Here is a 21,285-nt window from a genome sequence, read left to right as displayed (position 1 = left end):
CACTTTCAGATGCGACTTGTTGAAACCCGTTGGAGCATCGCAATAACTGCAGATTTGCCTGAGGTCAGATCCCCGCAACACCGTCGTTCCTAAGTAGTTGAAATGACTCGGATACATTTTTGGATCAGGCTCTCAGGATGAGGTCAGTCCTTCCGCCCGTAAAGCAGCGGCACCGCGGACTCCACCATCACCTCGATCAGGCTGACGCCGTCATGCGCGAGCCCGCGCGCGAGCGCCGGCGCAAGTTCGGACGCCTTGCTGACCCGCACCGCGTCGCAACCCATTCCTTGCGCGATCCGCACGAAATCGATGCCGGGCAGGTCGAGGCCGGGCACGTTGCGCACCTGCATCACCTGGCTGAATGAGCGCATCGCGCCGTAGCCGGCGTTGTTGATCACCACCACCGTCAGCGGCAGCTTGCGCTGCGCCGCGGTCCACAGCGCCTGGATCGAATACATCGCCGAGCCGTCGCCGATCAGGCAGGCCGTCCGAATCTCAGGACGGCCCAGCGCCACGCCGACCGACGCTGGCAACCCATAGCCTAATCCGCCGCTGGCCATGGTGATAAAACTGTCCTGGCCGCGCATTGGAAGAAACCGGTTCATCAGCGGGCGATGCGACGGAGCTTCCTCGACCAGCGCGGCGTCGTCCGGCATCAGCGTCGACAGCGTGTGCATCAGGAAATCCACCGGGATCGGATCGGCGGCTTTGGGCGGTGGCGGTAACGTGCGGCCTTTGAAGACGTCGCGTTTGGTCTCGGGCAACAGCGCGCACAGCATGGTCAGGGCCGGCGTCATGGTGGCGATGATGCTGGCGCCCGACGGAGTGACCGCGGCGGCGGCCGGATCGTCGGTGATCTGGAAGATCGGGATGGCGCCTTCGAAGATTGGTGCGTGGCCCTCGACGTGAAACGTGAATACTGGCGCACCAATCACCACGACCAGATCATATTCGCGCAACGCGTCGGATAATTGTGCCGGTGAGGCATGCAGGAAGCCCGCAAATTGCGGATGCCGCTCCGGAAAACTGCAGCGCGACGAAAACGGGCTGACCCAGACCGCGGCTTTTGCCTTCTCCGCAACCCGCACCATCAGATCGACCGCCTGCGCGCGATCGACGCCGGGGCCGACCACCAAAGCAGGACGCCTGCTTTTGGCGACCGCGGCGGCCAGCACCCGCATCACGTCCGGATCAGGGCCGAGCTCACGGCTGACGCTGCGCGCTTGCACCGGCTGGGTTTGATGGGTCCAGTCGTCGATCGGCACCGACACGAAGGCCGGCCCGCACGGCGGCTGCATCGCCACGTAATACGCGCGCGCGATCGCCGCCGGCACGTCTTCGGCGCGCGCCGGCTCGACGCTGAATTTGACGTAGGGCCGCGGGAATTCGGAGGCGCGTTCAGCATACAGAAACGGTTCCAGCGGCAGGATGCTGCGCGCCTGCTGGCCGGCGGTGATCACCAGCGGCGTCTGGTTGCGGTGCGCGGTGAAAATATTGCCGAGCGCGTTGCCGAGACCGGCGGCCGAATGCAGGTTGACGAAGCCGGCATTGCGGGTGGCCTGGGCGTAACCATCGGCCATGCCGATCACGCTGGCTTCCTGCAAGCCGAGCACGTAGTCGATATCGCCTGGCCAGTCGCTCAGGAACGGCAGTTCGGTGGAGCCGGGATTGCCGAACACTTTTTTGATACCGAATGCGCGCAGCAGATCGAGCGTGGCGTCCTTGACGCTGACGGATGTGCCGCTGCTTTTTGGTAGTTTGCGGGGCAACGCGGATTTCCCTAAAAATAGTTGATGGAATAAGACTTAAAGCCGTCATTGCGAGCGAAGCGAAGCAATCCAGAAGCCAGGGAGAAAGCCTGGATTGCTTCGTCGCTTGGCTCCTTGCAATGACGGAGAGAAACCCCTCACCACGCCGCGGTGCCCTTCATGGTCGGCATTCCCTGCGCATTCGCCGTCCACAGCTCCATGCCACCTGCGATTTCACTGGCGTTGACGCTGAACTCCGAGCCCGCGAACAGCGGCTGCACCCCGCGATAGATGAATTTCTTCGGCGCGCTGCCGGCGTGCAGTTTTGCCGCGAATTCCACCAGAAACGCCGCCTGCATCGGGCCGTGAAAGATCAGGCCGGGATAGCCCTCGACCTTGGTCACATAGTCGCGGTCGTAATGGATGCGGTGGCCGTTGAAGGTCAGCGCCGAATAGCGGAACAGCAGCACCTCGTCGGCCATATGGCTTTCGCGGTGTTTTGCCGCGGGCGGCGGTGACGCGGGTTTCGCGGGGGCCGCTGGCGCGCTCGATGAAACGTCGCGATAGACGATGTCCTGCCGCTCGCGGATCGCGAGGCCTCGCGGCGTGGTAACCTCGTGCTGCACGGACACGAAGCACAGCACGCCGGTGCTGCCGGCCTTCATGGTCACGTCCGAGATGCGCGAGCTGCGTTTCATCTCGTCGCCGACCCGCAAGCTGTCGAAAAATTCCAGTTCGCCGCCGGCCCACATCCGGCGCGGCAGCGGCACCGGCGGCAGGAAGCCGCCGCGGGTCGGGTGGCCGTCCGGGCCGAGCTGCGACATCGGATAGACCGGCTGCGCCAGGCACCAATGCGCGGTGAAGGGTGCCGAGTCGCCCGGCTTCGGCTCGCGGATCTCCATGAACAAGGTCGCGCGCAAGGCCCGCACCAGATGCGCGGTGACGACATCGGTTTTCTCTTCGGTGCGGCCGATCCATTGCCGCAAATGATCGAGGTCGAGGGTGGAGGGGGCAGTGGCGGTAGTGGTGGTCATGGCGATTTTGTCCCGGCGCGAATGGATTTGGCGTCGCGGCGGCCGCCGATCGCCGGCACGGCGCCATAGTGCCTGACCTGATCGATCACGATCGCGGCAGGCGCGGGATACGCAACCGGCCCGTTCGGCGTATCGACCTCGATGCGGCGCAAATGCGGATGCACCGCGAGATCGGCCATGGTGTTGACCTCGGCAAAAGCGATGTCGGCGTCGGATAATCGCTTCAGCAGCTCATCGCGCGTCAGCGCCGCAAAACTGTCGCCGACGGTCTTGTCAGTCAGCGCGCGGTTACGTACGCGCTCCACCATATTGGCAAGCCGCGGATCGCCGGGCAGGTCGGGTTGCCCGAGCACTTCGGCGCACAGCTTCTTCCATTCGCGCTCGCTCTGGATCGAAATCAGGATGCCCTTGCCGTCCTTGGAGGTGAACACGCCGTAGGGCGCAATCGAGGGATGCGCCAGGCCCATGCGCTGCGGCGGGTTGCCGGCTTCGGCGTTGAGCAGCGGCACCGTCAGCCAGTCGGCCATCACATCGAACATCGAGATCCGGATGTCCGCGCCCTTGCCAGTCCGTCCACGTGCGATCAGCGCTTCTAGAATGGACGCATGCGCGGTGGCGCCGGTGGCGATGTCGACGATGGAAAGGCCAACGCGCGAGGGACCGTCAGGCCCACCGGTGATCGAGGCGAGGCCGCTCTCGGCCTGGATCAGCAGATCGTAGGCCTTGCGATGCGCGTAGGGCCCGTCGTCGCCATAGCCCGAGATGGTGCAGCAGATCAGCGCCGGATAATCCTTGCGCAGGCGATCAAGCGAAAAACCGAGCTTGTCCATCGAGCCCGGTTTCAGGTTTTGCAGCAGCACATCGGCTTTGGCGGTCAAATCCTCAAGCGTCTTGCGGCCTTCCTTGGTCGCAAGATCGATGACGACCGAATCCTTGCCGCGGTTGAGCCAGACGAAATAGCTGCTCTGGCCCTTGGCCGCGGCGTCATAACCGCGGGCAAAATCGCCTTCGGGCCGCTCGACCTTGATGACATGCGCGCCGGCATCCGCCAGCCGCGACGAGCAGAAGGGCGCAGCGACCGCCTGTTCGACGGCAATGACGGTCAGTCCCTCAAGCGGCAGGGTCATCTCAATCAATCCGCTATAAAGTTCGCGCCTGTCATCCTGAGGAGCCGCGCACTTGCGCGGCGTCTCGAAGGATGGGCCGCAAGCGCTTGTGGCGACCCTTCGAGGCTCGCCGAAGACGGCGAGCACCTCAGGATGACGGCAATGTTGGTTTCAGCCATCAGCAAAAAGTTCTCCAACGCTGTTCAATAAGACCGCGGCATGCCCAGCACGTGCTCGGCCAGATAAGACAAGACGAGATTGGTCGAAATCGGCGCCACCTGATAAAGCCGGGTCTCGCGGAACTTGCGTTCAACGTCGTATTCCTCGGCGAAGCCGAAGCCGCCATGGGTCTGCACGCAGGCGTTGGCGGCCTCCCAGGACGCGTCGGCCGCAAGCATCTTGGCCATGTTGGCCTCGGCGCCGCAATCCTGACCGGCTTCGTATTTGCGGGTGGCTTCCCCGACCATCAGTTCGGCGGCGCGCATCGCGGCGTAGGCTTTTGCGATGGGAAACTGCACCCCCTGGTTCTGGCCGATCGGCCGGCCGAACACCACGCGCTCCCTGGCATAGGTAGAGGCCTTGGCGATGAACCATTTGGCATCTCCAACGCATTCGGCCGCGATCAGGATGCGCTCGGCATTCATGCCCGAGAGGATATAGCGAAATCCCCGCCCTTCCTCGCCGATCAGGTTTTCCGCCGGCACGCGCAAATCGGTGAAGAACACCTCGGTGGTCGCGTGGTTCATCATGGTGCGGATCGGCTGGATCGAAAGTCCGTTACCCTTCGCCGCCTTCATGTCAACGATGAACACCGACAATCCATCGGTGCGCTTTTTGGCTTCCTCCTTCGGCGTAGTGCGCGCCAGCAGGATCATCAGGTCGGAATGTTCGGCGCGGCTGGTCCAGATCTTCTGGCCGTTGACGATGTAGCTGTCATGGCCGTCGCGCTTCGCAAAGGTTTTCAGCGACGAAGTATCGGTGCCGCTGGTCGGCTCGGTGACGCCGAACGCCTGCAGCCGCAATTCGCCGCTGGCGATTTTTGGCAGCCACTTTGCTTTCTGCGCGTCGCTGCCGTGCCGAAGCAGCGTGCCCATGGTGTACATCTGCGCATGGCAGCCGCCGCCATTGCATCCGGCGCGCTGGATTTCTTCCAGGATCGCGCAGGCGGCGGACAGTTTTAGGCCGGCGCCGCCATATTCTTCCGGGATCAGCACCGAGAGATACCCGGCCTTGGTCAAGGCATCGACGAACGCTGAGGGATACGCCATCTCGCGGTCGAGCTTGCGCCAGTATTCGCCTGGAAACTGCGCACAGAGTTTTGCCACCGCATCGCGGATGTCGGCGAATTCGTCTGGTTCGGTCGCGGTCATTTGAACTCGGCTGGCAGATCGAGGGCGCGCATGGTGGCGGTACAGAAGGCGCAGAGCCGTTCGGATTTTTCGTCCCTGGTGAAAACTTCCACAATCGCAACGCCGATCGATCCTGACATTTTCAGGGTTTTGGCCCGGGCCACAAGCTCGCTGCCATCGGCGGGCTCGAGGAAGTTGATCTTCAATTCCACGGTGACCCCGATCCGGCCCTTGGGCAATCCGGAAGTGACCGCGATGCCCGCGGCCTGATCGGCCAGCGCGGTGATCACGCCGCCATGGAAATGGCCAAAAAACTGCACCAGATCGTCGCGGCGCGCCAAAACGACCTCGGCGTGGCCCGGTTCGACGGCGACGATGCGGAAACCGGCAGCGTGGCTAAAACCCTTCGCGTTGATGGTTTCGGCAAGCCTCGGCGAATTTGTCTGCTTTGGTTCCAATGGGACGAAATCTACGCTGGGATTCGGACGGGGAGTTCTTCGTAGCCCTTCACAAAGCTGGAGTAAACGCGCTTGGGCTCGCCGACCACCTCGATATGGTCGAAGCGTTTCAGCATCTCCTGCCACACGATCTTCAACTGAAGCTCGGCCAGCCGCATGCCGACGCAGCGGTGGATGCCGAAGCCGAACGACAGATGCGTGCGCGGCCGGGGGCGGTCAATGATGAAGTGGTCGGGGTTCTCGATGACTTCCTCGTCGCGGTTGCCGGAGACGTACCACATCACCACGCGGTCGCCCTTCTTGATGGTCTTGCCGCCGAGCTCGGTGTCCTCAAACGCGGTGCGCCGCATATGCGCCAGCGGCGTCTGCCAGCGAATAACTTCGGGCACCATGGTGTCGATCAGATCAGGATTTTCACGCAGCTTCTCGTATTGGTCGGGATTCTCGTTCAGCGCCAGCACCGAGCCGGTCATGGTGTTGCGCGTGGTGTCGTTGCCGCCGACGATCAGCAGGATCAGGTTACCCATCAGATTATCGCCATCCATGTAGCGGGTGGCGTCGCTGTGCGCCATCATCGACAGCAGATCGTTGCGCGGCTCGGAATTGACGCGCTCGTTCCAGAGCTTGGTGAAATACGCGGCGCATTCGTCCATCTCGCGCCGGCGTTCTTCCGGCGACGAAACCACGCCGCTCTTCGGCAGCGCCGTCGATACATCCGACCAGCGCGTCAGCTTGCGGCGCTCTTCCCACGGGAAATCGAACAGCGTCGCCAGCATCTGCGTGGTCAGTTCGATCGAGACGCGCTCGACGAAGTTGAAGGTTTCGTTGCGCGGCAGCGCGTCCAGCACCTTGGCCGCGCGCTGGCGGATCAGGACCGCCAGTTCGTCGAGATGCGTCGGCGTGAACATCGGCGACACGGTCTTGCGCTGGGGGCCGTGCTTGGGCTGGTCCATCGCGATAAAGCTCGGCCAGTCGTAGCCGACCGGCACGTCGCGAATCGAGATGCCGCCATTCCTCACGTCGGAGGAATAGACGCCGTGGTTGGTGTCGACATGCATGATGTCGTTGTATTTGGTGACCGACCAATAGGGCTCGATCGGCGCGTTGGTGCAATAGTGCACCGGCTCTTCCTTGCGCAGCCGCTCGAAATACGGCCATAGCGTATCGTTCTGGAACAGTTTTGGCGCGCCGGGATGAAAGTCCTTCAGCGGCATCGCGTAGGCTTCCTCGCGCGCGGCGCGCTGGCGCTCCTGCTTGTCTGACCTGATGGCGGTCTGGATATTCATAATTCGTCAATCCCAAAGTTTGGCCATCGTGGCCTAGCCGGCGATACGGACCGGCAGCGTCTCATAGCCTTTGACAAAGCTGGAATACACCCGCTTGGGTTCCCCGACCACCTCAATATGATCGAAGCGCTTCATGATTTCTTCCCAGACGATCTTCAATTGAAGCTCGGCGAGCCTGATTCCCACGCAGCGGTGGATACCGAAGCCGAATGAGAGATGTTGGCGCGGCCGCGCCCGGTCAATGATGAAGACATCGGGATTTTCGATCACGTCTTCGTCACGATTGCCCGAGACGTACCACATCACCACCTTGTCGCCTTGCTTGATCTGCTTGCCGCCGAGTTCCGCATCCTGCAGCGCAGTCCGGCGCATATGCGCCAGCGGCGTCTGCCAGCGGATGATTTCCGGCACCATGCTGTCGATCAGTGCCGGATTGTCGCGTAGTTTCCGGTACTCGCCGGGAAACTGGTTGAGCGCGAGCACGCCGCCGGACAGCGAATTGCGCGTGGTGTCATTGCCGCCGACGATCAGCAGGATGATGTTGCCGAGGAAATTATGCGAATCGAGATGACGGGTGGCGTCGCTATGCGCCATCATCGACAGCAGATCGCTTTTGGGCGGCGCGTTCAGCCGCTCATTCCAAAGCCCGGCGAAATAATCGCCGCATTCGATCAGTTCGGCCTGGCGTTTCAGTTCCGCTTCCGGTGTCGGCGGCAAGCTCGTCGCCAGATCCGACCAGTATGTCAGCTTGCGCCGCTCCTGCCAGGGAAAGTCGAACAGCGTCGCCAGCATCTGCGTGGTCAGTTCGATCGAAACCCGGTCGACCCAGTCGAAGGTTTCGTTGCGCGGCAAGCGATCCAGAACCTGTCCGGCGCGTTCGCGGATGATGGAGGTGAGCTGATCGAGATGGGTCGGCGTGAACATCGGTGCGACCGTCTTGCGCTGGGCGCTATGGGTCGGCGGGTCCATTGCAATGAAACTCGGGCGACGGAAATCGACGTCGGCGTCGCGGATCGTGATACCGCCGAAAACCGCCGCCGATGAATAGACATGATGATTGGTCTCGACGCTCATGATGTCGTTGTATTTTGTCACCGAACAATACGGTCCGAACACGCTGTCCCTGCAATGGTGGATCGGCTCTTGCTTGCGCAGCCGCTCGAAATACGGCCAGAAGGTATCGCTGCGGAACAGCTCGGGATCGCCGGGATCGAACTGCTCGAGCGGGATCGACCAGGCTCTATCCCGCGCGGCCCTTTGATGGGCATTCTCGGCGCGATCGATCGCTCCGTGCATCTGATATTTCCCAGATCGTCCCATCCGCGGCTGGGTTCGGACGGTAGCCGTGCCGGCGGGAATTACATCCCGTTGCGGCGACAAGAGCAAGCGAGTTGGCGTAATTTCGGCCGCGACGGAGGCGATCGATTCTCGAACTTAGGTCATGTTCACGGCGTTTGGCACAACCGCCGGCTGTCGAAGTGCTCTTCTCAGCACGGTCCGGCCATGACATGGTTATCGCCAAAGAACAGGGCTTTGCGCGTGACCCGCGCCGTCTGACCGGAGGCAAACCCACGATGATTCCCAACGCGCAACGGATATTCAATTTCGATCTCGGCGAGACCGCGGACGCCATTCGCGAAACGGTCCGCGACTTTTCGACCCATGAGATCGCGCCGCGCGCCGCCGAAATCGACAAGACCAATATGTTCCCGCGCGATCTATGGCCGAAGCTCGGCGAGCTCGGTCTGCACGGAATTACCGTGGAGGAAGAATATGGCGGTTCGGGGCTGGGATATCTCGAGCACTGCATCGCCATGGAGGAAATCTCGCGGGCGTCGGCGGCGGTGGGCCTGTCCTACGGCGCGCATTCCAATCTTTGCGTCAATCAGCTCCGGCGTAACGGCAGCGACGCGCAGAAGCGCAAATATCTGCCGAAGCTGATTTCGGGCGAGCATGTCGGCGCGCTGGCGATGTCGGAGCCCTCGGCCGGCTCCGACGTGGTGTCGATGTCGACCCGCGCCGACAAGAAGGGCGACCGCTATGTCATCAACGGCAGCAAGATGTGGATCACCAACGGACCCGTAGCGGAGACCCTGGTGGTCTATGCCAAGACTGATCCATCGGCGGGGCCGCGCGGCATCACGGCCTTTGTCATCGAGAAAGGCATGAAAGGATTTTCCACCGCGCAAAAGCTCGACAAGCTCGGCATGCGCGGCTCCGACACCGGCGAACTGGTGTTCGAGGACTGTGAGGTGCCGGAGGAGAACGTGCTCGGCGAGGTCGGCCGCGGCGTCAACGTGCTGATGTCGGGTCTCGATTACGAGCGCGCGGTGCTCGCCGCGGGTCCGCTCGGCATCATGCAGGCCTGCCTCGACGTGGTGATGCCGTATGTGCACGAGCGCAAGCAATTCGGCCAGCCGATCGGCAGTTTCCAACTGGTGCAGGGCAAGATCGCCGACCTCTATACGACGATGAATGCCTCGCGGGCCTATGTCTATGCGGTGGCCAAGGCTTGCGACCGCGGCGAGACCACGCGCGAGGACGCCGCAGGCGCCATCCTCTATGCGTCGGAAAAAGCGACACAATGCGCGCTCGACGCAATCCAGTTGCTCGGCGGCAACGGCTATATCAACGACTATCCGACGGGACGGCTGCTGCGCGACGCAAAGCTGTACGAGATCGGCGCCGGTACCAGCGAAATCCGCCGCATGCTGATCGGGCGCGAGCTGTTCGACAAGTCGGCGTAGGGATGGTGCGTGCCCCGGACGCAGCGCAGCGCGCCGCTCTACGCGGCGTGGTGCGCTGCAGAGCCGGGGCCATTACGAACCCCGGCGTTTGGTACGGTCCCGGTTCTGCGAAGCAGCGCTTCGCAAGAGCTACGCGCTGCATCGCGCCCGGGACACGATTACTCCGGCGGCAGCCCGTTCACTTTCGCCACCCACGGCCGCACATCCGCGAGCACCTGCGGCAACACCGCCCGGACCTCCGCAATCGTCATGCCGGCCTTGATGCGCGGGTCGTACAGGATGTTCATGATGTACTGATCGTAGACGCCGAAAAATCCCATCTGGACGCTGTCGTTGAACATGGTCCAGGGGACGGAGCTGGTGTCGTTGATCGGCCCCAGCGACTGCAGCAGTTCTTCATAGGCGCAGTCGAGAAAGATAAAATCGCCGTTGTCGACGGTGAGAATGACGTCGGAATGCTCGATCTCGTATTTCTCGTTCTTGCGGAAGCCGGACAGGCATTGCGGATCGAGGTTGCTGCGAATCGCGCGCGCGCGGTCGGCGCCGTAGAAGGTCGAGATGGTGCGAAACAGATCGCGGTCGCGCACCAGCTTGACGACGACATTGGCGTCGTCGCTGCTATCGGCCATGGCGATATCGAGATGGCGGACGCGGGTTGCGATGTCGGCGACGACTTTGGCGAGCTGCGCCTTGCGATTGCTGCGGCGGACGCCGTCGGCGAACACCCGCACCGGCGCATCGTATTTGCGGATGCGGTCGACCCTTCCTGCGAGGTGGTATTCGGCGCCGAACGCGGTCTTGAGGAAGCCGTCGACGATCTCGCTGTCGGTGAAGGATTTTTTTTCGGTGCGCTGGCGCGATGCGACGCCGGGAATCTCTGCGGCAGCGGTGTGCTGCAAGGCAAAGCCGTCCAGCACGAACCCGCTCAAGCCGAAGCCGAGTTGCAGAACCAGCCGAAGTCGTGTTGCGCGCATCGGGTAGCTCAGGTCACCTCTCCCCGGAGGGAGAGGTCGGATCGCATCGCCAGATGCGATCCGGGTGAGGGGCTATCCGCGGGTCCGAATGTGTGGAGAGACCCATCACCCGAAGCCTGCACGGAGTTTATCATCGGGCGGCGCTTCGCGCCGACCCGGTGGCTCCGGTTTCGACCTCTCCCCCGCGGGGAGAGGTAAGGCGGAGCCGCTTCAAATCAGTTTTTCACGATCACAGTGGTGCCGACGGAGACGCGGCTGTAGAGGTCGGTCACATCGTCATTGGTCATGCGGAAGCAGCCCGAGGAAACCGCCTGTCCGATGGTTTCCGGCTCGTTCGAGCCGTGAATGCGATAAAGCGTCGAGCCGAGATACATCGCGCGCGCACCGAGCGGATTGTCGACGCCGCCAACCATGTGCCGTGGCAGATCCGGGCGTCGGCGCAGCATTTGCGACGGCGGGGTCCAGGCGGGCCATTCCTTCTTGGCGGAGATGCGGTGGACGCCGCCCCAGCGGAAACCGTCACGGCCGACGCCGATGCCATAGCGCAGGGCCTGGCCGCCCGGGAGCACCAGATACAGCCGCCGTTCTGTCGTGTTCACGACGACGGTGCCGGGCGAATAGTTGCTGGCATAGCTCACGGTGGTGCGCGGGATCGGACTTGAGCCGCCGCCCCGGAAATTGGGGCCGCCGCCCATGATGTCGCGCATGTCGAACTGAGCCATGGCGGCGCTGTTGCCGGCCAGCAGAGCCGCCGCTGCAACCAAAAAAGCAAAAACGCGGGTCATCATGTTCCTCGCAAAACAACGATTTCGTGCGAGAGAGGCCATAATTCGCACGATTTCGCAAGCCACGGCCGCGTGAGCGGTTAATTTCCAATGCTACCGTTGCCAAAAAGCCCGCTTTGGAACGATGCCAGCAATGCGCCGCGCCCCTTTGACCAAATGCGTGAACAATGGTTGATCTCTTAAACGAGATTAAAAAAACGTCGCGAACGGGAGCGGAACGATGAATGGTGCGGAAAGTCTGGTGCGGACCTTGGTCAAGGGCGGGGTGGACGTCTGCTTTGCCAATCCCGGCACCTCGGAGATGCATTTTGTCGCAGCGCTGGACCGCGTCGAGGGCATGCGCTGCGTGCTCGGCCTGTTCGAAGGCGTGGTGACGGGCGCGGCCGATGGCTATTACCGCATGAAGGGCACGCCGGCATCGACGCTGCTGCATCTCGGCCCCGGCCTCGCCAACGGCCTTGCCAACCTGCACAACGCCAAGAAGGCGAATTCCGGCATTGTCAACATCGTCGGCCAGCACGCGGTCTACCACATCGGCTACAACGCGCCGCTGACGTCCGATATCGAAGGCCTTGCCCGGCCGATGTCGGCCTGGGTCCGCACCTCGCCGGACGCAAAATCGGTATCAGGCGACGGCGCCGCCGCCATCGCCGCGGCCAAGAGTTCACCACCGCAGATCGCGACGCTGATCCTGCCCGCCGATACCGCCTGGAACGAGGCCGACGGCATCGCCGACGTCGCTGCGGACTCCCAGCGCGTGAGCTATTCGCCGCAGGCGGTTGAAACCGCGGCAAAGGTGCTGCGCGGGGGCGAGCAGACCCTGTTGCTGCTCACCGGCGGCGCGCTTACCGAACACGGGCTGGCATTGGCCGCGCAGATCGCCGGCAAGACCGGCTGCAAGGTGATGGGGCAGACCTACAATCCGCGCATGGCCCGCGGCCGCGGCCGCTTCGCGATTGACCGGATTCCCTATGTGATCGAGCAGGCGCTGCCGATCCTGAAGGATTTCAAGCATATCATTCTGGTCGAGGCCAACGACCCCGTGGCGTTCTTCGCCTATCCGAACAAGCCGAGCCTGCTCAAGCCCGAAGGCTGCGAGGTTCATCGCATGACCTCCGGCGGTGAAAATTCCGTGGCAGCGCTGGAGGCGCTGGCGGGCGCGCTCGGCGCCAAGCCGGGCGATGCAAAGCCGCAGCAGATGGTCGAACTGGCAAAACCGACCGGGCCGCTGACCCACGCCTCGATCGCGCAGGCAATTGCGATGGCGATCCCCGAAAACGCCATCGTGGTCGATGAATCCGTCACCACCGGCCGCGGCTTCTTCCCGCCGACCGCGGCGGCCGCTCCGCATGACTGGCTGCAGAACATGGGCGGCTCGATCGGCTTTTCGACGCCGGTCGCAACCGGCGCCGCGGTGGCCTGTCCCGACCGCAAGGTGATCTGCATGGTGGGCGACGGCAGCGCGATGTACACGCTGCAATCGCTGTGGACGCAGGCGCGCGAAGGCCTCAACGTGCTGACCATCGTGTTCGCCAACCGCATCTACCAGATTTTGCGTGGCGAATTCGACGGCGTGGGCGCCGGAGAACCCGGGCAGCGCGCGCTCGACATGCTGAAAATCGACCGCCCCACGCTGGACTTTGTATCGCTCGCCAAGGGCATGGGCGTGCCGGGCCGCGCCGTTTCCAATGTCGACGATTTCGTCAAGGCGCTGGCGGAAGGCGTCGCCGAGCCGGGGCCGCGGCTGATCGAGGTACAGATGTAGTTCACCTCTCCCCGCAGGGGAGAGGTCGCCTCGCATCGAAAGATGCGAGGCGGGTGAGGGAACTCTCCACGAGTCCATTCGGAGCGGAGGGCAGGATGACGAACGGGCCCATGCAATACGGCCTCATTGCCGCTGTTCTGCTGTTGAGCGCTGCGACAACGCAAGACGCGCGCGCTCAAGCTGCTCCTGCTGTCGAATCGGCCTACACCGCGATCCTCGCACATCCCAAAGTCATCAAGACGCTCGACGACATCAGGGCAGATGACGGCCGCGCCCTTGCCGAGCAGAAGCGCATCACCGAAATCCCGGCGCCGCCATTCAAGGAGAAAGCCAGGGCGGAATATTACCTGAAACGGTTTGTCGAACTCGGCTTCAAGGACGCCTCGATCGACGCGGAAGGCAATGTGATCGGGTTGCGCAAGGGCAGCGGCGGCGGCCCAAAACTTGTGGTCTCGGCGCATCTCGACACGGTGTTTCCCGAAGGCACCGACGTCACCGTGAAAGAGAAGGACGGCGTCATTCTCGCGCCCGGCATCGGTGACGACTCGCGTGGCCTGGCGGCGCTGCTGTCCCTGATCCAGGCCATGAACGCTAACGAACTCAAGACGGTGGGCGACATACTGTTCGTCGGCACCGTCGGCGAGGAGGAACTGGGCAATCTGCGTGGCGTCAAGGCGCTGTTCCGCGACCACAGCGATATCGAAGGGTTCATCTCGATCGACGGGCTCGGCATCACCCGCATCGTCAACCAGGCGACCGGCAGCAACCGCTATGAAATGATTTTTCGCGGGCCCGGCGGCCACAGTTTCCAGGAATTCGGACTGCCGAGCGCGATCCACGCCATGGGCCGGGCGATCGCGAAAATCTCGGAATTGCAGACACCAAAGGAGCCGAAAACCACCTTCACCGTCGGCACCGTTGTTGGAGGCACCTCCGTCAACGCCATCGCCGCCGAGGCCAGAATGGCGGTCGACATGCGCTCGGACTCCACGGACGAACTCTTGAAGCTCGAGGCCCGGCTGCTCGATCTCGTCAAGGACGCGGTGCGGGAAGAGAACGCGCGCTGGAATTCGGACAAGATCGCCGTCGAAATAAAACTGATCGGCGACCGGCCCGCCGGCATCGTCGCGCTGGATTCGCCGATCGTGCAGGCCACGCAACGCGCGGTCACAACCATTACCCGCGCGCCGCGCGTCACCTTCGCCGGCTCCAGCACGGATTCGAACTGGGCGATGTCGCGCGGCATTCCCGCCGTCACCATCGGCGGCGGCGGCGAGGGCGGCAACTGGCACTCGCGCAACGAATGGTACAAGCCGGTCGACGCGTATTTCGGCCCGCAAAGCGCGCTGCTGACGATTCTGGTGCTGGCGGGGCTGGACGGCGTGACCAAGCCGGCGCTGCAGAACCGTAGGGCGCAGTAGCGAACGGGTCGGCGCGAAGCGCCGCCCGATGCGTATTGCGCCATAATGGCGGATTAGGCTTTCGCTAATCCACCCTACGGGTTCCGATCTCATGACCGCACAAAGCCTGAAGCTGGACGTCGAGAACGCAGCCTCCATTTCCGCGCTGCTGCTGCGGCCGGAGAATGCGCGCGCCTGTTTCGTGTTTGCCCATGGCGCCGGCGCCGGCATGTCCCATCCCTTCATGGAGACGGTTGCAGCCGGTCTTTCCGACCGCGGCATCGCGAGCCTGCGCTACCAGTTCCCGTATATGGAAAAAGGCAGCAAGCGGCCCGACGCGCCGGCGGTCGCGCATGCGGCAGTGCGCGCCGCTGTAGCGGACGCCGCGCAGCGCTGTGCCGGGCTGCCGCTGATCGCGGGCGGAAAATCGTTCGGCGGCCGCATGACCTCACAGGCGCAGGCGATCGCGCCGCTGGCCGGCGTTCGCGGACTGGCCTTTCTGGGATTTCCGTTGCATCCCCCCGACAAGCCGTCCGTCGCGCGGGCCGCGCACCTTTCCGAACTCAGGATCCCGATGCTGTTCCTGCAAGGCACCCGCGACGGTTTCGCGGAACTGACGCTGCTCGAGCCGGTCGTGAGAGACCTCGGAGCCATGGCATCGCTGCATCTCGTGCAGGAGGCCGATCATTCCTTCCACGTGCCGGCGCGCTCCGGACGCAATGACCGCGAGGTCATGAACGAAGTGCTGGATGCGTTGTCGGCCTGGATCGGCGGACTGCCGACATGAGCCTGACCTATGTCATACCGGACCTGCACGGCAGGTTCGACCTGCTGCGTGATGCGCTTGCGAAGATCGCAGACCACGCCGCCGGCAACACCGGCACGATTGTCACGCTCGGCGACTACGTCAACAAGGGGCCGGACAGCAGACAGGTTGTGACACGGATGCGGGCCGGCACGTTCGAGGGCTGGCGGTTGTTTCCGCTCAAGGGCAACCATGATGCGATGATGGTCGAGGCGCTGCGAAATCCGGCAAAAATGCAGTGGTGGATCGAGAAGGGCGGCGACGCCACCATCACATCCTATGGCGGCAATCCGTCCGCGATACCGGAGGCGGATGTCGCCTGGCTCGACGTGTTGCCGCTGATGCATACCGATGCCCACCGGATCTTCGTTCACGCCGGCGTCGATCCCGACATGCCGCTCGATAAGCAATCGGAACATACGCTGCTCTGGAAGCGGTATCCGAAAGGCTACAAAGGCGGTTATGGCGACCGCCATGTCGTGCACGGCCACAACTCGTTTGCCGATGGACCGGAGCTGTATCAGGGCCGCACCAACCTCGACACGCTGGCCTGGCGGACCGGACGGCTGGTGACCGGCGTGTTCGATGACGCCAAGCCGGGCGGCCCGGTCGATTTTGTCGTGGTGAAGGGGCCTGCGGCGTGAGCAATTTTGTGCTAACCTCCGGTTGCAGCATGGAACCTGCCGCCGCCGCCGCGATTATCTGTTGAGGAATGTCAGGAGGCTGCCATGTCACATCATTGGCGATCCCACGTCGGAAGAGCCGACGTGATCCAGGGCGCGGGCGACCACGACGTCGAGTATTTTGGCGGCTGGATCATCAGCGCGGCGCTGACTTTGGCGACCGTGTTGGTGGTTTGGCATTTCCGGATTTAATGGCACCATACCTGACGTGGTATCTCGAAACCGCTGAGGTACCACGAGCCGCCTAGAGAAAATCCCGCAGCCTGGCGATTTCAACGATGTGCTCCGCCGACAAGACCGCGCTCACCAGATCGGCTTGCGGCGCGGTGTGAATCTCGTAAAGGTGACGCTGGCCCGCCGGCTTTCCCAGGAACTGCCGGATGCACTCGTCCAGCGACCCGTCGACGACCAGATAGGGGCGTGCGCCAAGGGAGGCGCTGATGCGCTCGCTATTAAGCGACGGCCATTTTCTCAAAATTGCCGGAGCGTTGAAATCGATGTGAATGCCGGTACTGGACATGTGTCGCGCTGCTCCCCGTTAGCGCGACGGCTTAACTGGCTTGGTGGTGACTTATTATGGCGAGACGCGGCCACTGCGCGGCTTTCTTTGACATTGTTTGATGTTGATGGTGGACGCACAAGGGATCGAACCTTGGACCTCTCCCGTGTGAAGGGAACGCTCTCCCGCTGAGCTATGCGTCCGGGATTGTCGTGCGGTTTCAATGGGCGGAAAACCGGCCAGTGCACGCCGTTTCAGCCGCGATTTACGGAGTGTGGGGCAGGGCTGTCAAGGATTTGTCATTGCGAGGAGCAACGCGGACGAAGCAATCCAGTTCTTGCTTGATTGCCGCTGGATTGCTTCGCTTCGCTCGAATGACGTAATTTACCGCTTGCGGAAAGCGTTCAGCCCTGCTGCCGCGCCCTTGAGGCATGCGACTGCAGTGCGCGGATGCGGTCGGCGAGCGTGCCGCCGATGGGCACGACGTTCCCGGCAGCGCCGTCATCGGCGGGCCGATCGTTGGCCGGTTTCAGTGCAATCGGCGGCGCCACCGGTTCGGCCGCGAGGATGGCGTCGATCGCCGAATTCGGACCCTCCAGCGCCATCGCGAGTTTTGCGACTTCGGCGGCGATGTCGTTGATGCGCTCGCGAAGCAGCGCGTTCTCCATGCGCTCGGTCGCCCACGAGCTTTCGGCCTGTTGCTGCATCGCGTTGAGGTCGCGCTGCGCCCGGGCGCGTTCGTCGCGGGCGATGCCGAGCTGCTCCTCGAGCGCGGCCTTCTCGCTGCGCAGTTTTTCCATGGCCGGCGACGACTTGCCGCTGTTCAGCGCCGCGATCTCGTCGCGCAATTCCTTCTCAAGGCGGCCTGCGGCTTCGGCTGCTTCCCGCAACTGCCTGTTCTCGTATTCGCGCTCGGCCAGCTGCTTGCCCTGGGCTTCCAGGCGATTTTCCAGGTCGGTGATGCGGCCGCTGAGCATCTCGGCTTCCTTGACCTGCAGCAACAGCTGGCGGTCGAGATCGGTCACCCGGTGGTTCAGAGTCTCGACGCGCTCGCGCGCCTCGGCAAGCTCGCGGGTCGCAAGGTCGGATTGGCCGCGCTGCTGCTCCAGCCGCGCCTGGGTTTCGGAAAATTCCTTTTCGGCCTCGCCGACGCGGGCCTGCAGCGCGTCGATCTGGGTGCGCACCGTGACCAGTTCGACCTGGCGGGTTTCCGCCACCAGCGATTTGTCGCTGAGGTCGTGGTTGAGTTTTGCAAGTTCCGCCTGCTTGTCGATCAATGCGGTTTCGGCGGAGCGCAGCAGTTGCGTCTTGGCGGCGAATTCCTCTTCCGTCGTGCGCAGCTGGTCCTTGATCGCCTTCTCGCGCGCTTCCAGCTGGAAGATGGTCGCGGTCTTTTCGCCGAGCTCGAGCTTCATGCGATTGATGGCGTCGGATTTCTTGCCGAGTTCGGCGAGCTGGCTGGTGGTCTTGTTGCGGAGCTGGTCGACGCTCATCTCCAGCCGCCGCGCCGACATCGCAAATTCGGCGCGCAACTGGTCCTTGTCGGCCTGGATTTCCGCCATCGACAGCGGCGTCGCCGCTTCCAGCCGCCTGGTGGTCAGCCGCACGGCGCGGTTATGCACCAGCGGCACGATCATCAGCCCGAACAGCATCGAAACCAGAAAACCGATCGCCAGATACATGATCGGCTCGACCATGGAAGATACTCCCGCACACGAAAATCGTCGTGGTTACCAATGCCATAACGCGCGGTGCAAAGGCCAGCGCTATGCCGCATTAACGTGAATCCGTTAACCACGCAGGGCGTCATACGCGGGCTTGACCCGCGTATCCATCGATCTTCGCAAGAGTCTTCAAAGCGATGGATTGCCGCGTCAAGCCCGGCAATGACGACTTCTTCGATTGCAGAGCAATCAGAACGGGTTCCAGGTCGCGTTCGGCGTGTATTTGAGATAGCCGATATTGGCCCCTAACCGCAGACCGAGGCCGGAGCGGATCGGCACCAGCACGATGTTGTTGGCGGTCAGTGCGGTCATGCCGAAACCGCCGACGATATAGGCCGAGCCGTTGATGCCGGCGAAGCGCTGGTAGATCGCAGCCGTCGACGGCAGGTTGTAGACCAGCGTCATGGTGCGGGCGCCGTCACCGCCCCAGTCGGGTCCGACCGACGGTCCCTGCCAGTAGACCCTTAAGTCGCCGGCGTTCTTGGTGTAGAGCGTGCCTTCGCCGTAGCGCAGGCCCGCCACGAACGCGCCGCCGCCTTCCTCGCCGAGCACGTAGCCGTTGGGCAGGCCCCATTGGCTGATCGCGCGCTCGATCACCGAGGCGAGGCCGCGCGACACGTTGCCGAAGAATTTGTGGCCGGCGCCGAGCAATTCGTCCGGACCGTAGGTGGTGGGCCCGGGCTGGGCGCGTGAGGGGGGCGATTGCTGGGCCGACGCCGGGACCAGCCAGCACAGCGTCGCGGCGAGCGTCGCCGCGGCAAGGCGTGAAGCGAAAGTCATGAAACCACCCCCGGCGTTAAAATCGTGGCCGCCGCCTTAACCGGATGATGACCAGCCCGGTCGTAGATAGCGTCCATGTCCCCTCGACTGCGATGTTATCGGGCTCAACTATGACGGCACAACGGCAGGAACGAAATGGCTGGCGCCCCGGATTAGCCTTTATCGCGCTGGCGGGCCTTGCCGCAATGGCGGATTTGGTCGCGGCCCGGGCGGCGACGACCGAGCGGGTGGTCGTCGACCGCACTACCGGCCTGGCGCTCGGCGGGTTCGACCCGGTGGCTTACTTCACCGAATCGCGCGCGATGGCCGGCCGGCCGGGTTTGGAGGTTTCGGAGGCGGGCGCGGTCTGGCGGTTCCGTAATGAGGGAAACCGGGCTTTTTTCGTGCGCCATCCGGAAATCTACGGCCCGCAATTTGGCGGTTACGACCCCATCGAGCTGACGCGCGGTGTCGCCTATGCGGGCGATCCCCGGTTCTGGCTGATCTCCGGCCAGCGGCTGTTTCTGTTCGGCCGCACTGAGACCCGCGACGCCTTTGCCGCCGATCCCGCCCGCTTTGCGCGGGAGGCTGGGCGGCGCTGGCCAGGCGTGCAGGAAACGCTGGCGCGGTAGTGAGCGCGCCCCCTTGAATTAGCCGTTCGTCGACGGCCAGGATAGCCGCTCCAGCCCGCACGACGAGGTCCGTCAGCGGCTCGATCGGCGCAGCGGCGGCGTCGCAATCGATCGCGAACCCGGATGCCTCACGCATTGATGCGTCTCGTTTCGGCCTGATCCGCTGTGATCGGCGCCCCGGCTGTGTTGGCACCCCGAGCGGGCGCAGTGTATCAAGCATCTGAAGCATGCATGATTCGCCGTGTCGGCTCCTCCAGGAACAGATTTGATGTCCGGCCCTTCGTCTCCCGGCCCCGCTCCCGATACCCTCGAACTCGCGGCGCTGCTGTGCTCGCGGGTGTGCCACGATCTCATCAGTCCAGTGGGCGCCATCGTCAACGGGCTCGAGGTGCTCGACGACAATCCCAAGCCGGACGATCGCGAATTCGCGCTCGATCTGATCCGCAAGAGCGCCAGGACGGCGTCGGCGCGGCTGCAGTTCTGCCGGCTGGCGTTCGGCGCTGCGGGATCGGCCGGCGCGCAGATCGATGTCGGCGACGCGCAGACCATGGCGCGCGGTCATCTTGAGGATGACAAGACCAGGATCGCCTGGAATCTGCCGCGCGAGTTCTTGCCGAAGAACAAGGTAAAACTGCTGCTCAACATGATGGTGATCGCGCAGCAGACCATTCCGCGCGGCGGCGTGCTGACCGTCGATCCGGTCGGCACCGGCGAGGCCGGCGGGTTTCGCGTCGCGGCCACCGGCCTCAATGTGCGGATGCCGCAGGCCATCGCCGATCTGCTGAGCTCCGGCCCCACCGGGTCGGTCGATGCGCATGCGGTGCAGCCCTATTATACGCGGCTGCTGGCGCAGGCCTGCGGGTTGAACGTCGTGCTCGCGGCCGAGGGCGACGCGGTGGTGGTGACGGCGTCGTAAGCGCCAGACTCCGCCGTCCCCGCGAAGGCGGCGAGCGACTTTCCCGTCATTGCCGGGCTTGACCCGGCAATCCATCCTCTTCGAAAGACTCGTGCGAAGCGGGATGGATAGGCGGGTCAAGCCCGCGTATGACGGTTGTTCGTGTGGTATGCGCTTGAGCATTTCACCTTCCCCGCGGCAGCTTCCGGATAACCGGAACCAGCACGTCCACCCTTCGGCGCCGCCACGCAGCGGCGCGGCGCTGCTGCTGGATCTGCAGATAGATATCCTCGATGGACGCCTCGGCGGCCTTGCTTGCGCTGGGCGGCAGGCAGATCGTCGGGTTGCCGCGGCAGCCCCGCGCCCGGCGGCAGGCCGGCAACGGGCAGATCGCAAAGCGCTTGCGGAGGTCGGACACGATTCGCTCGGCGTAGATCTCGGCGCTGTTCCAGTCCTGCTCGGCTTGCTCGGCTTGCGCGTCTTGCGCGCGCTCGGTTGCGGCCTGCGCATGGTCTTTCAGGGTTCGCGCATCCCACAGAATCGGCAAATTGGGCATGGTTGTTGCTCCCTTGGATTTTGGGCGAGCGTCATCGCTGCCCGCAAATCGCTTCACGTGAGTGGGGGGTTCGGGGGACC

General features: G+C 63.5%; 21 protein-coding genes and 1 tRNA gene. 8 read left to right on the top strand and 14 right to left on the bottom strand.

Annotation, left to right across the window (positions count from 1 at the left end; translation table 11 throughout):
* Window positions 1–143: 143 nt before the first annotated feature.
* The 7 genes from mdlC to VGP39_RS14540 form a co-directional block, all read right to left on the bottom strand.
* Window positions 144–1,769 carry a benzoylformate decarboxylase gene (mdlC, locus tag VGP39_RS14570; protein WP_327568805.1) on the bottom strand — a complete coding sequence of 542 codons (1,626 nt, stop codon included), beginning with the start codon at window positions 1,767–1,769 and terminating at the stop codon, window positions 144–146.
* Between the two features lie 137 nt (window positions 1,770–1,906).
* Window positions 1,907–2,782, bottom strand: a complete 876-nt coding sequence (locus tag VGP39_RS14565; RefSeq protein WP_327568804.1) for an FAS1-like dehydratase domain-containing protein — start codon at window positions 2,780–2,782, stop codon at window positions 1,907–1,909.
* Window positions 2,779–3,909, bottom strand: a complete 1,131-nt coding sequence (locus VGP39_RS14560) for a CaiB/BaiF CoA-transferase family protein (RefSeq protein WP_327568803.1) — start codon at window positions 3,907–3,909, stop codon at window positions 2,779–2,781. Before VGP39_RS14560 ends, VGP39_RS14565 begins: the two co-directional genes overlap by 4 nt.
* Window positions 3,910–4,091: 182 nt before the next feature.
* On the bottom strand, window positions 4,092–5,258 hold the full coding sequence (locus VGP39_RS14555) for an acyl-CoA dehydrogenase family protein (RefSeq protein WP_327568802.1): 1,167 nt from the start codon (window positions 5,256–5,258) through the stop codon (window positions 4,092–4,094).
* A complete protein-coding gene (locus tag VGP39_RS14550) occupies window positions 5,255–5,695 on the bottom strand; it encodes a PaaI family thioesterase (protein ID WP_327568801.1) in 441 nt (146 codons plus the stop codon). The genes VGP39_RS14555 and VGP39_RS14550 overlap by 4 nt, the downstream gene beginning before the upstream one ends.
* Window positions 5,696–5,706: 11 nt before the next feature.
* Window positions 5,707–6,981, bottom strand: coding sequence for a cytochrome P450 (locus VGP39_RS14545; RefSeq protein ID WP_327568800.1), 1,275 nt, complete (start codon window positions 6,979–6,981; stop codon window positions 5,707–5,709).
* A gap of 33 nt (window positions 6,982–7,014) precedes the next feature.
* The gene (locus VGP39_RS14540) at window positions 7,015–8,277 is read right to left on the bottom strand and encodes a cytochrome P450 (RefSeq protein WP_327568799.1); all 1,263 of its coding nucleotides are present in this window, start codon (window positions 8,275–8,277) and stop codon (window positions 7,015–7,017) included.
* 278 nt (window positions 8,278–8,555) lie between these two features.
* Between VGP39_RS14540 and VGP39_RS14535 the strand changes: the two genes are divergently transcribed.
* The gene (locus VGP39_RS14535) at window positions 8,556–9,728 is read left to right on the top strand and encodes an isovaleryl-CoA dehydrogenase (RefSeq protein ID WP_327568808.1); all 1,173 of its coding nucleotides are present in this window, start codon (window positions 8,556–8,558) and stop codon (window positions 9,726–9,728) included.
* 158 nt (window positions 9,729–9,886) lie between these two features.
* On the opposite strand, the gene VGP39_RS14530 is transcribed toward VGP39_RS14535, so the two are convergent.
* Both VGP39_RS14530 and VGP39_RS14525 read right to left on the bottom strand, forming a co-directional pair.
* Complete coding sequence (locus VGP39_RS14530; protein WP_327568798.1) at window positions 9,887–10,702, bottom strand: DUF2927 domain-containing protein; 816 nt, start codon at window positions 10,700–10,702, stop codon at window positions 9,887–9,889.
* A 215-nt stretch (window positions 10,703–10,917) separates the two neighbouring features.
* On the bottom strand, window positions 10,918–11,487 hold the full coding sequence (locus tag VGP39_RS14525; RefSeq protein ID WP_327568797.1) for a L,D-transpeptidase: 570 nt from the start codon (window positions 11,485–11,487) through the stop codon (window positions 10,918–10,920).
* A 220-nt stretch (window positions 11,488–11,707) separates the two neighbouring features.
* Between VGP39_RS14525 and VGP39_RS14520 the strand changes: the two genes are divergently transcribed.
* From VGP39_RS14520 to VGP39_RS14500, 5 genes are all read left to right on the top strand, one after another.
* Window positions 11,708–13,252 carry an acetolactate synthase large subunit gene (locus tag VGP39_RS14520; protein ID WP_327568796.1) on the top strand — a complete coding sequence of 515 codons (1,545 nt, stop codon included), beginning with the start codon at window positions 11,708–11,710 and terminating at the stop codon, window positions 13,250–13,252.
* Between the two features lie 95 nt (window positions 13,253–13,347).
* A complete protein-coding gene (locus VGP39_RS14515) occupies window positions 13,348–14,673 on the top strand; it encodes a M20/M25/M40 family metallo-hydrolase (RefSeq protein ID WP_327568795.1) in 1,326 nt (441 codons plus the stop codon).
* A 91-nt stretch (window positions 14,674–14,764) separates the two neighbouring features.
* Window positions 14,765–15,439, top strand: a complete 675-nt coding sequence (locus tag VGP39_RS14510; protein ID WP_327568794.1) for an alpha/beta family hydrolase — start codon at window positions 14,765–14,767, stop codon at window positions 15,437–15,439.
* Entirely contained in the window at window positions 15,436–16,101 is a 666-nt protein-coding gene (locus VGP39_RS14505; RefSeq protein ID WP_327568793.1) for a metallophosphoesterase, read from the top strand. Before VGP39_RS14510 ends, VGP39_RS14505 begins: the two co-directional genes overlap by 4 nt.
* A gap of 84 nt (window positions 16,102–16,185) precedes the next feature.
* A complete protein-coding gene (locus VGP39_RS14500; RefSeq protein WP_327568792.1) occupies window positions 16,186–16,332 on the top strand; it encodes a hypothetical protein in 147 nt (48 codons plus the stop codon).
* 52 nt (window positions 16,333–16,384) lie between these two features.
* Here VGP39_RS14500 and VGP39_RS14495 read toward each other — a convergent pair whose 3' ends face one another.
* From VGP39_RS14495 to VGP39_RS14480, 4 genes are all read right to left on the bottom strand, one after another.
* Window positions 16,385–16,660: a hypothetical protein gene (locus tag VGP39_RS14495; RefSeq protein WP_327568791.1), complete on the bottom strand. Its 276-nt coding sequence runs from the start codon at window positions 16,658–16,660 to the stop codon at window positions 16,385–16,387.
* A 107-nt stretch (window positions 16,661–16,767) separates the two neighbouring features.
* Window positions 16,768–16,842 (bottom strand) — tRNA-Val (locus VGP39_RS14490).
* 201 nt (window positions 16,843–17,043) lie between these two features.
* Window positions 17,044–18,336 carry a hypothetical protein gene (locus tag VGP39_RS14485; protein WP_327568790.1) on the bottom strand — a complete coding sequence of 431 codons (1,293 nt, stop codon included), beginning with the start codon at window positions 18,334–18,336 and terminating at the stop codon, window positions 17,044–17,046.
* A gap of 216 nt (window positions 18,337–18,552) precedes the next feature.
* On the bottom strand, window positions 18,553–19,143 hold the full coding sequence (locus tag VGP39_RS14480) for a DUF1134 domain-containing protein (protein ID WP_327568789.1): 591 nt from the start codon (window positions 19,141–19,143) through the stop codon (window positions 18,553–18,555).
* 110 nt (window positions 19,144–19,253) lie between these two features.
* Here VGP39_RS14480 and VGP39_RS14475 point away from each other — a divergent pair, with 110 nt between their 5' ends.
* Both VGP39_RS14475 and chpT read left to right on the top strand, forming a co-directional pair.
* Window positions 19,254–19,754, top strand: coding sequence for a YHS domain-containing (seleno)protein (locus tag VGP39_RS14475; RefSeq protein WP_327568788.1), 501 nt, complete (start codon window positions 19,254–19,256; stop codon window positions 19,752–19,754).
* 268 nt (window positions 19,755–20,022) lie between these two features.
* Entirely contained in the window at window positions 20,023–20,670 is a 648-nt protein-coding gene (chpT, locus tag VGP39_RS14470) for a histidine phosphotransferase ChpT (protein ID WP_327568787.1), read from the top strand.
* Window positions 20,671–20,833: 163 nt separating this feature from the next.
* Here chpT and VGP39_RS14465 read toward each other — a convergent pair whose 3' ends face one another.
* Window positions 20,834–21,205, bottom strand: coding sequence for a hypothetical protein (locus tag VGP39_RS14465; protein ID WP_327568786.1), 372 nt, complete (start codon window positions 21,203–21,205; stop codon window positions 20,834–20,836).
* Between the last annotated feature and the right edge of the window lie 80 nt (window positions 21,206–21,285).

It is taken from the genome of Bradyrhizobium sp., assembly GCF_036009065.1.
Taxonomy (GTDB): Bacteria; Pseudomonadota; Alphaproteobacteria; order Rhizobiales; family Xanthobacteraceae; genus Bradyrhizobium.
Note: the sequence above shows the minus strand (reverse complement) of the source record. Positions and strands in the feature narration are given on the sequence as shown.

Bases quoted from the DNA above. Each gene is read 5' to 3' on its own strand.
- VGP39_RS14505 (WP_327568793.1), top strand. From the start codon at position 15,436: ATGAGCCTGACCTATGTCATACCGGACCTGCACGGCAGGTTCGACCTG.
- VGP39_RS14525 (WP_327568797.1), bottom strand. From the start codon at position 11,487: ATGACCCGCGTTTTTGCTTTTTTGGTTGCAGCGGCGGCTCTGCTGGCC.
- VGP39_RS14520 (WP_327568796.1), top strand. From the start codon at position 11,708: ATGAATGGTGCGGAAAGTCTGGTGCGGACCTTGGTCAAGGGCGGGGTG.
- VGP39_RS14555 (WP_327568802.1), bottom strand. From the start codon at position 5,258: ATGACCGCGACCGAACCAGACGAATTCGCCGACATCCGCGATGCGGTG.
- VGP39_RS14465 (WP_327568786.1), bottom strand. From the start codon at position 21,205: ATGCCCAATTTGCCGATTCTGTGGGATGCGCGAACCCTGAAAGACCAT.
- VGP39_RS14535 (WP_327568808.1), top strand. From the start codon at position 8,556: ATGATTCCCAACGCGCAACGGATATTCAATTTCGATCTCGGCGAGACC.
- VGP39_RS14540 (WP_327568799.1), bottom strand. From the start codon at position 8,277: ATGCACGGAGCGATCGATCGCGCCGAGAATGCCCATCAAAGGGCCGCG.
- VGP39_RS14480 (WP_327568789.1), bottom strand. From the start codon at position 19,143: ATGACTTTCGCTTCACGCCTTGCCGCGGCGACGCTCGCCGCGACGCTG.
- VGP39_RS14510 (WP_327568794.1), top strand. From the start codon at position 14,765: ATGACCGCACAAAGCCTGAAGCTGGACGTCGAGAACGCAGCCTCCATT.
- VGP39_RS14475 (WP_327568788.1), top strand. From the start codon at position 19,254: ATGACGGCACAACGGCAGGAACGAAATGGCTGGCGCCCCGGATTAGCC.
- VGP39_RS14500 (WP_327568792.1), top strand. From the start codon at position 16,186: ATGTCACATCATTGGCGATCCCACGTCGGAAGAGCCGACGTGATCCAG.
- VGP39_RS14560 (WP_327568803.1), bottom strand. From the start codon at position 3,909: ATGACCCTGCCGCTTGAGGGACTGACCGTCATTGCCGTCGAACAGGCG.
- VGP39_RS14545 (WP_327568800.1), bottom strand. From the start codon at position 6,981: ATGAATATCCAGACCGCCATCAGGTCAGACAAGCAGGAGCGCCAGCGC.
- VGP39_RS14530 (WP_327568798.1), bottom strand. From the start codon at position 10,702: ATGCGCGCAACACGACTTCGGCTGGTTCTGCAACTCGGCTTCGGCTTG.
- chpT (WP_327568787.1), top strand. From the start codon at position 20,023: ATGTCCGGCCCTTCGTCTCCCGGCCCCGCTCCCGATACCCTCGAACTC.
- VGP39_RS14485 (WP_327568790.1), bottom strand. From the start codon at position 18,336: ATGGTCGAGCCGATCATGTATCTGGCGATCGGTTTTCTGGTTTCGATG.
- VGP39_RS14565 (WP_327568804.1), bottom strand. From the start codon at position 2,782: ATGACCACCACTACCGCCACTGCCCCCTCCACCCTCGACCTCGATCAT.
- VGP39_RS14515 (WP_327568795.1), top strand. From the start codon at position 13,348: ATGACGAACGGGCCCATGCAATACGGCCTCATTGCCGCTGTTCTGCTG.
- VGP39_RS14495 (WP_327568791.1), bottom strand. From the start codon at position 16,660: ATGTCCAGTACCGGCATTCACATCGATTTCAACGCTCCGGCAATTTTG.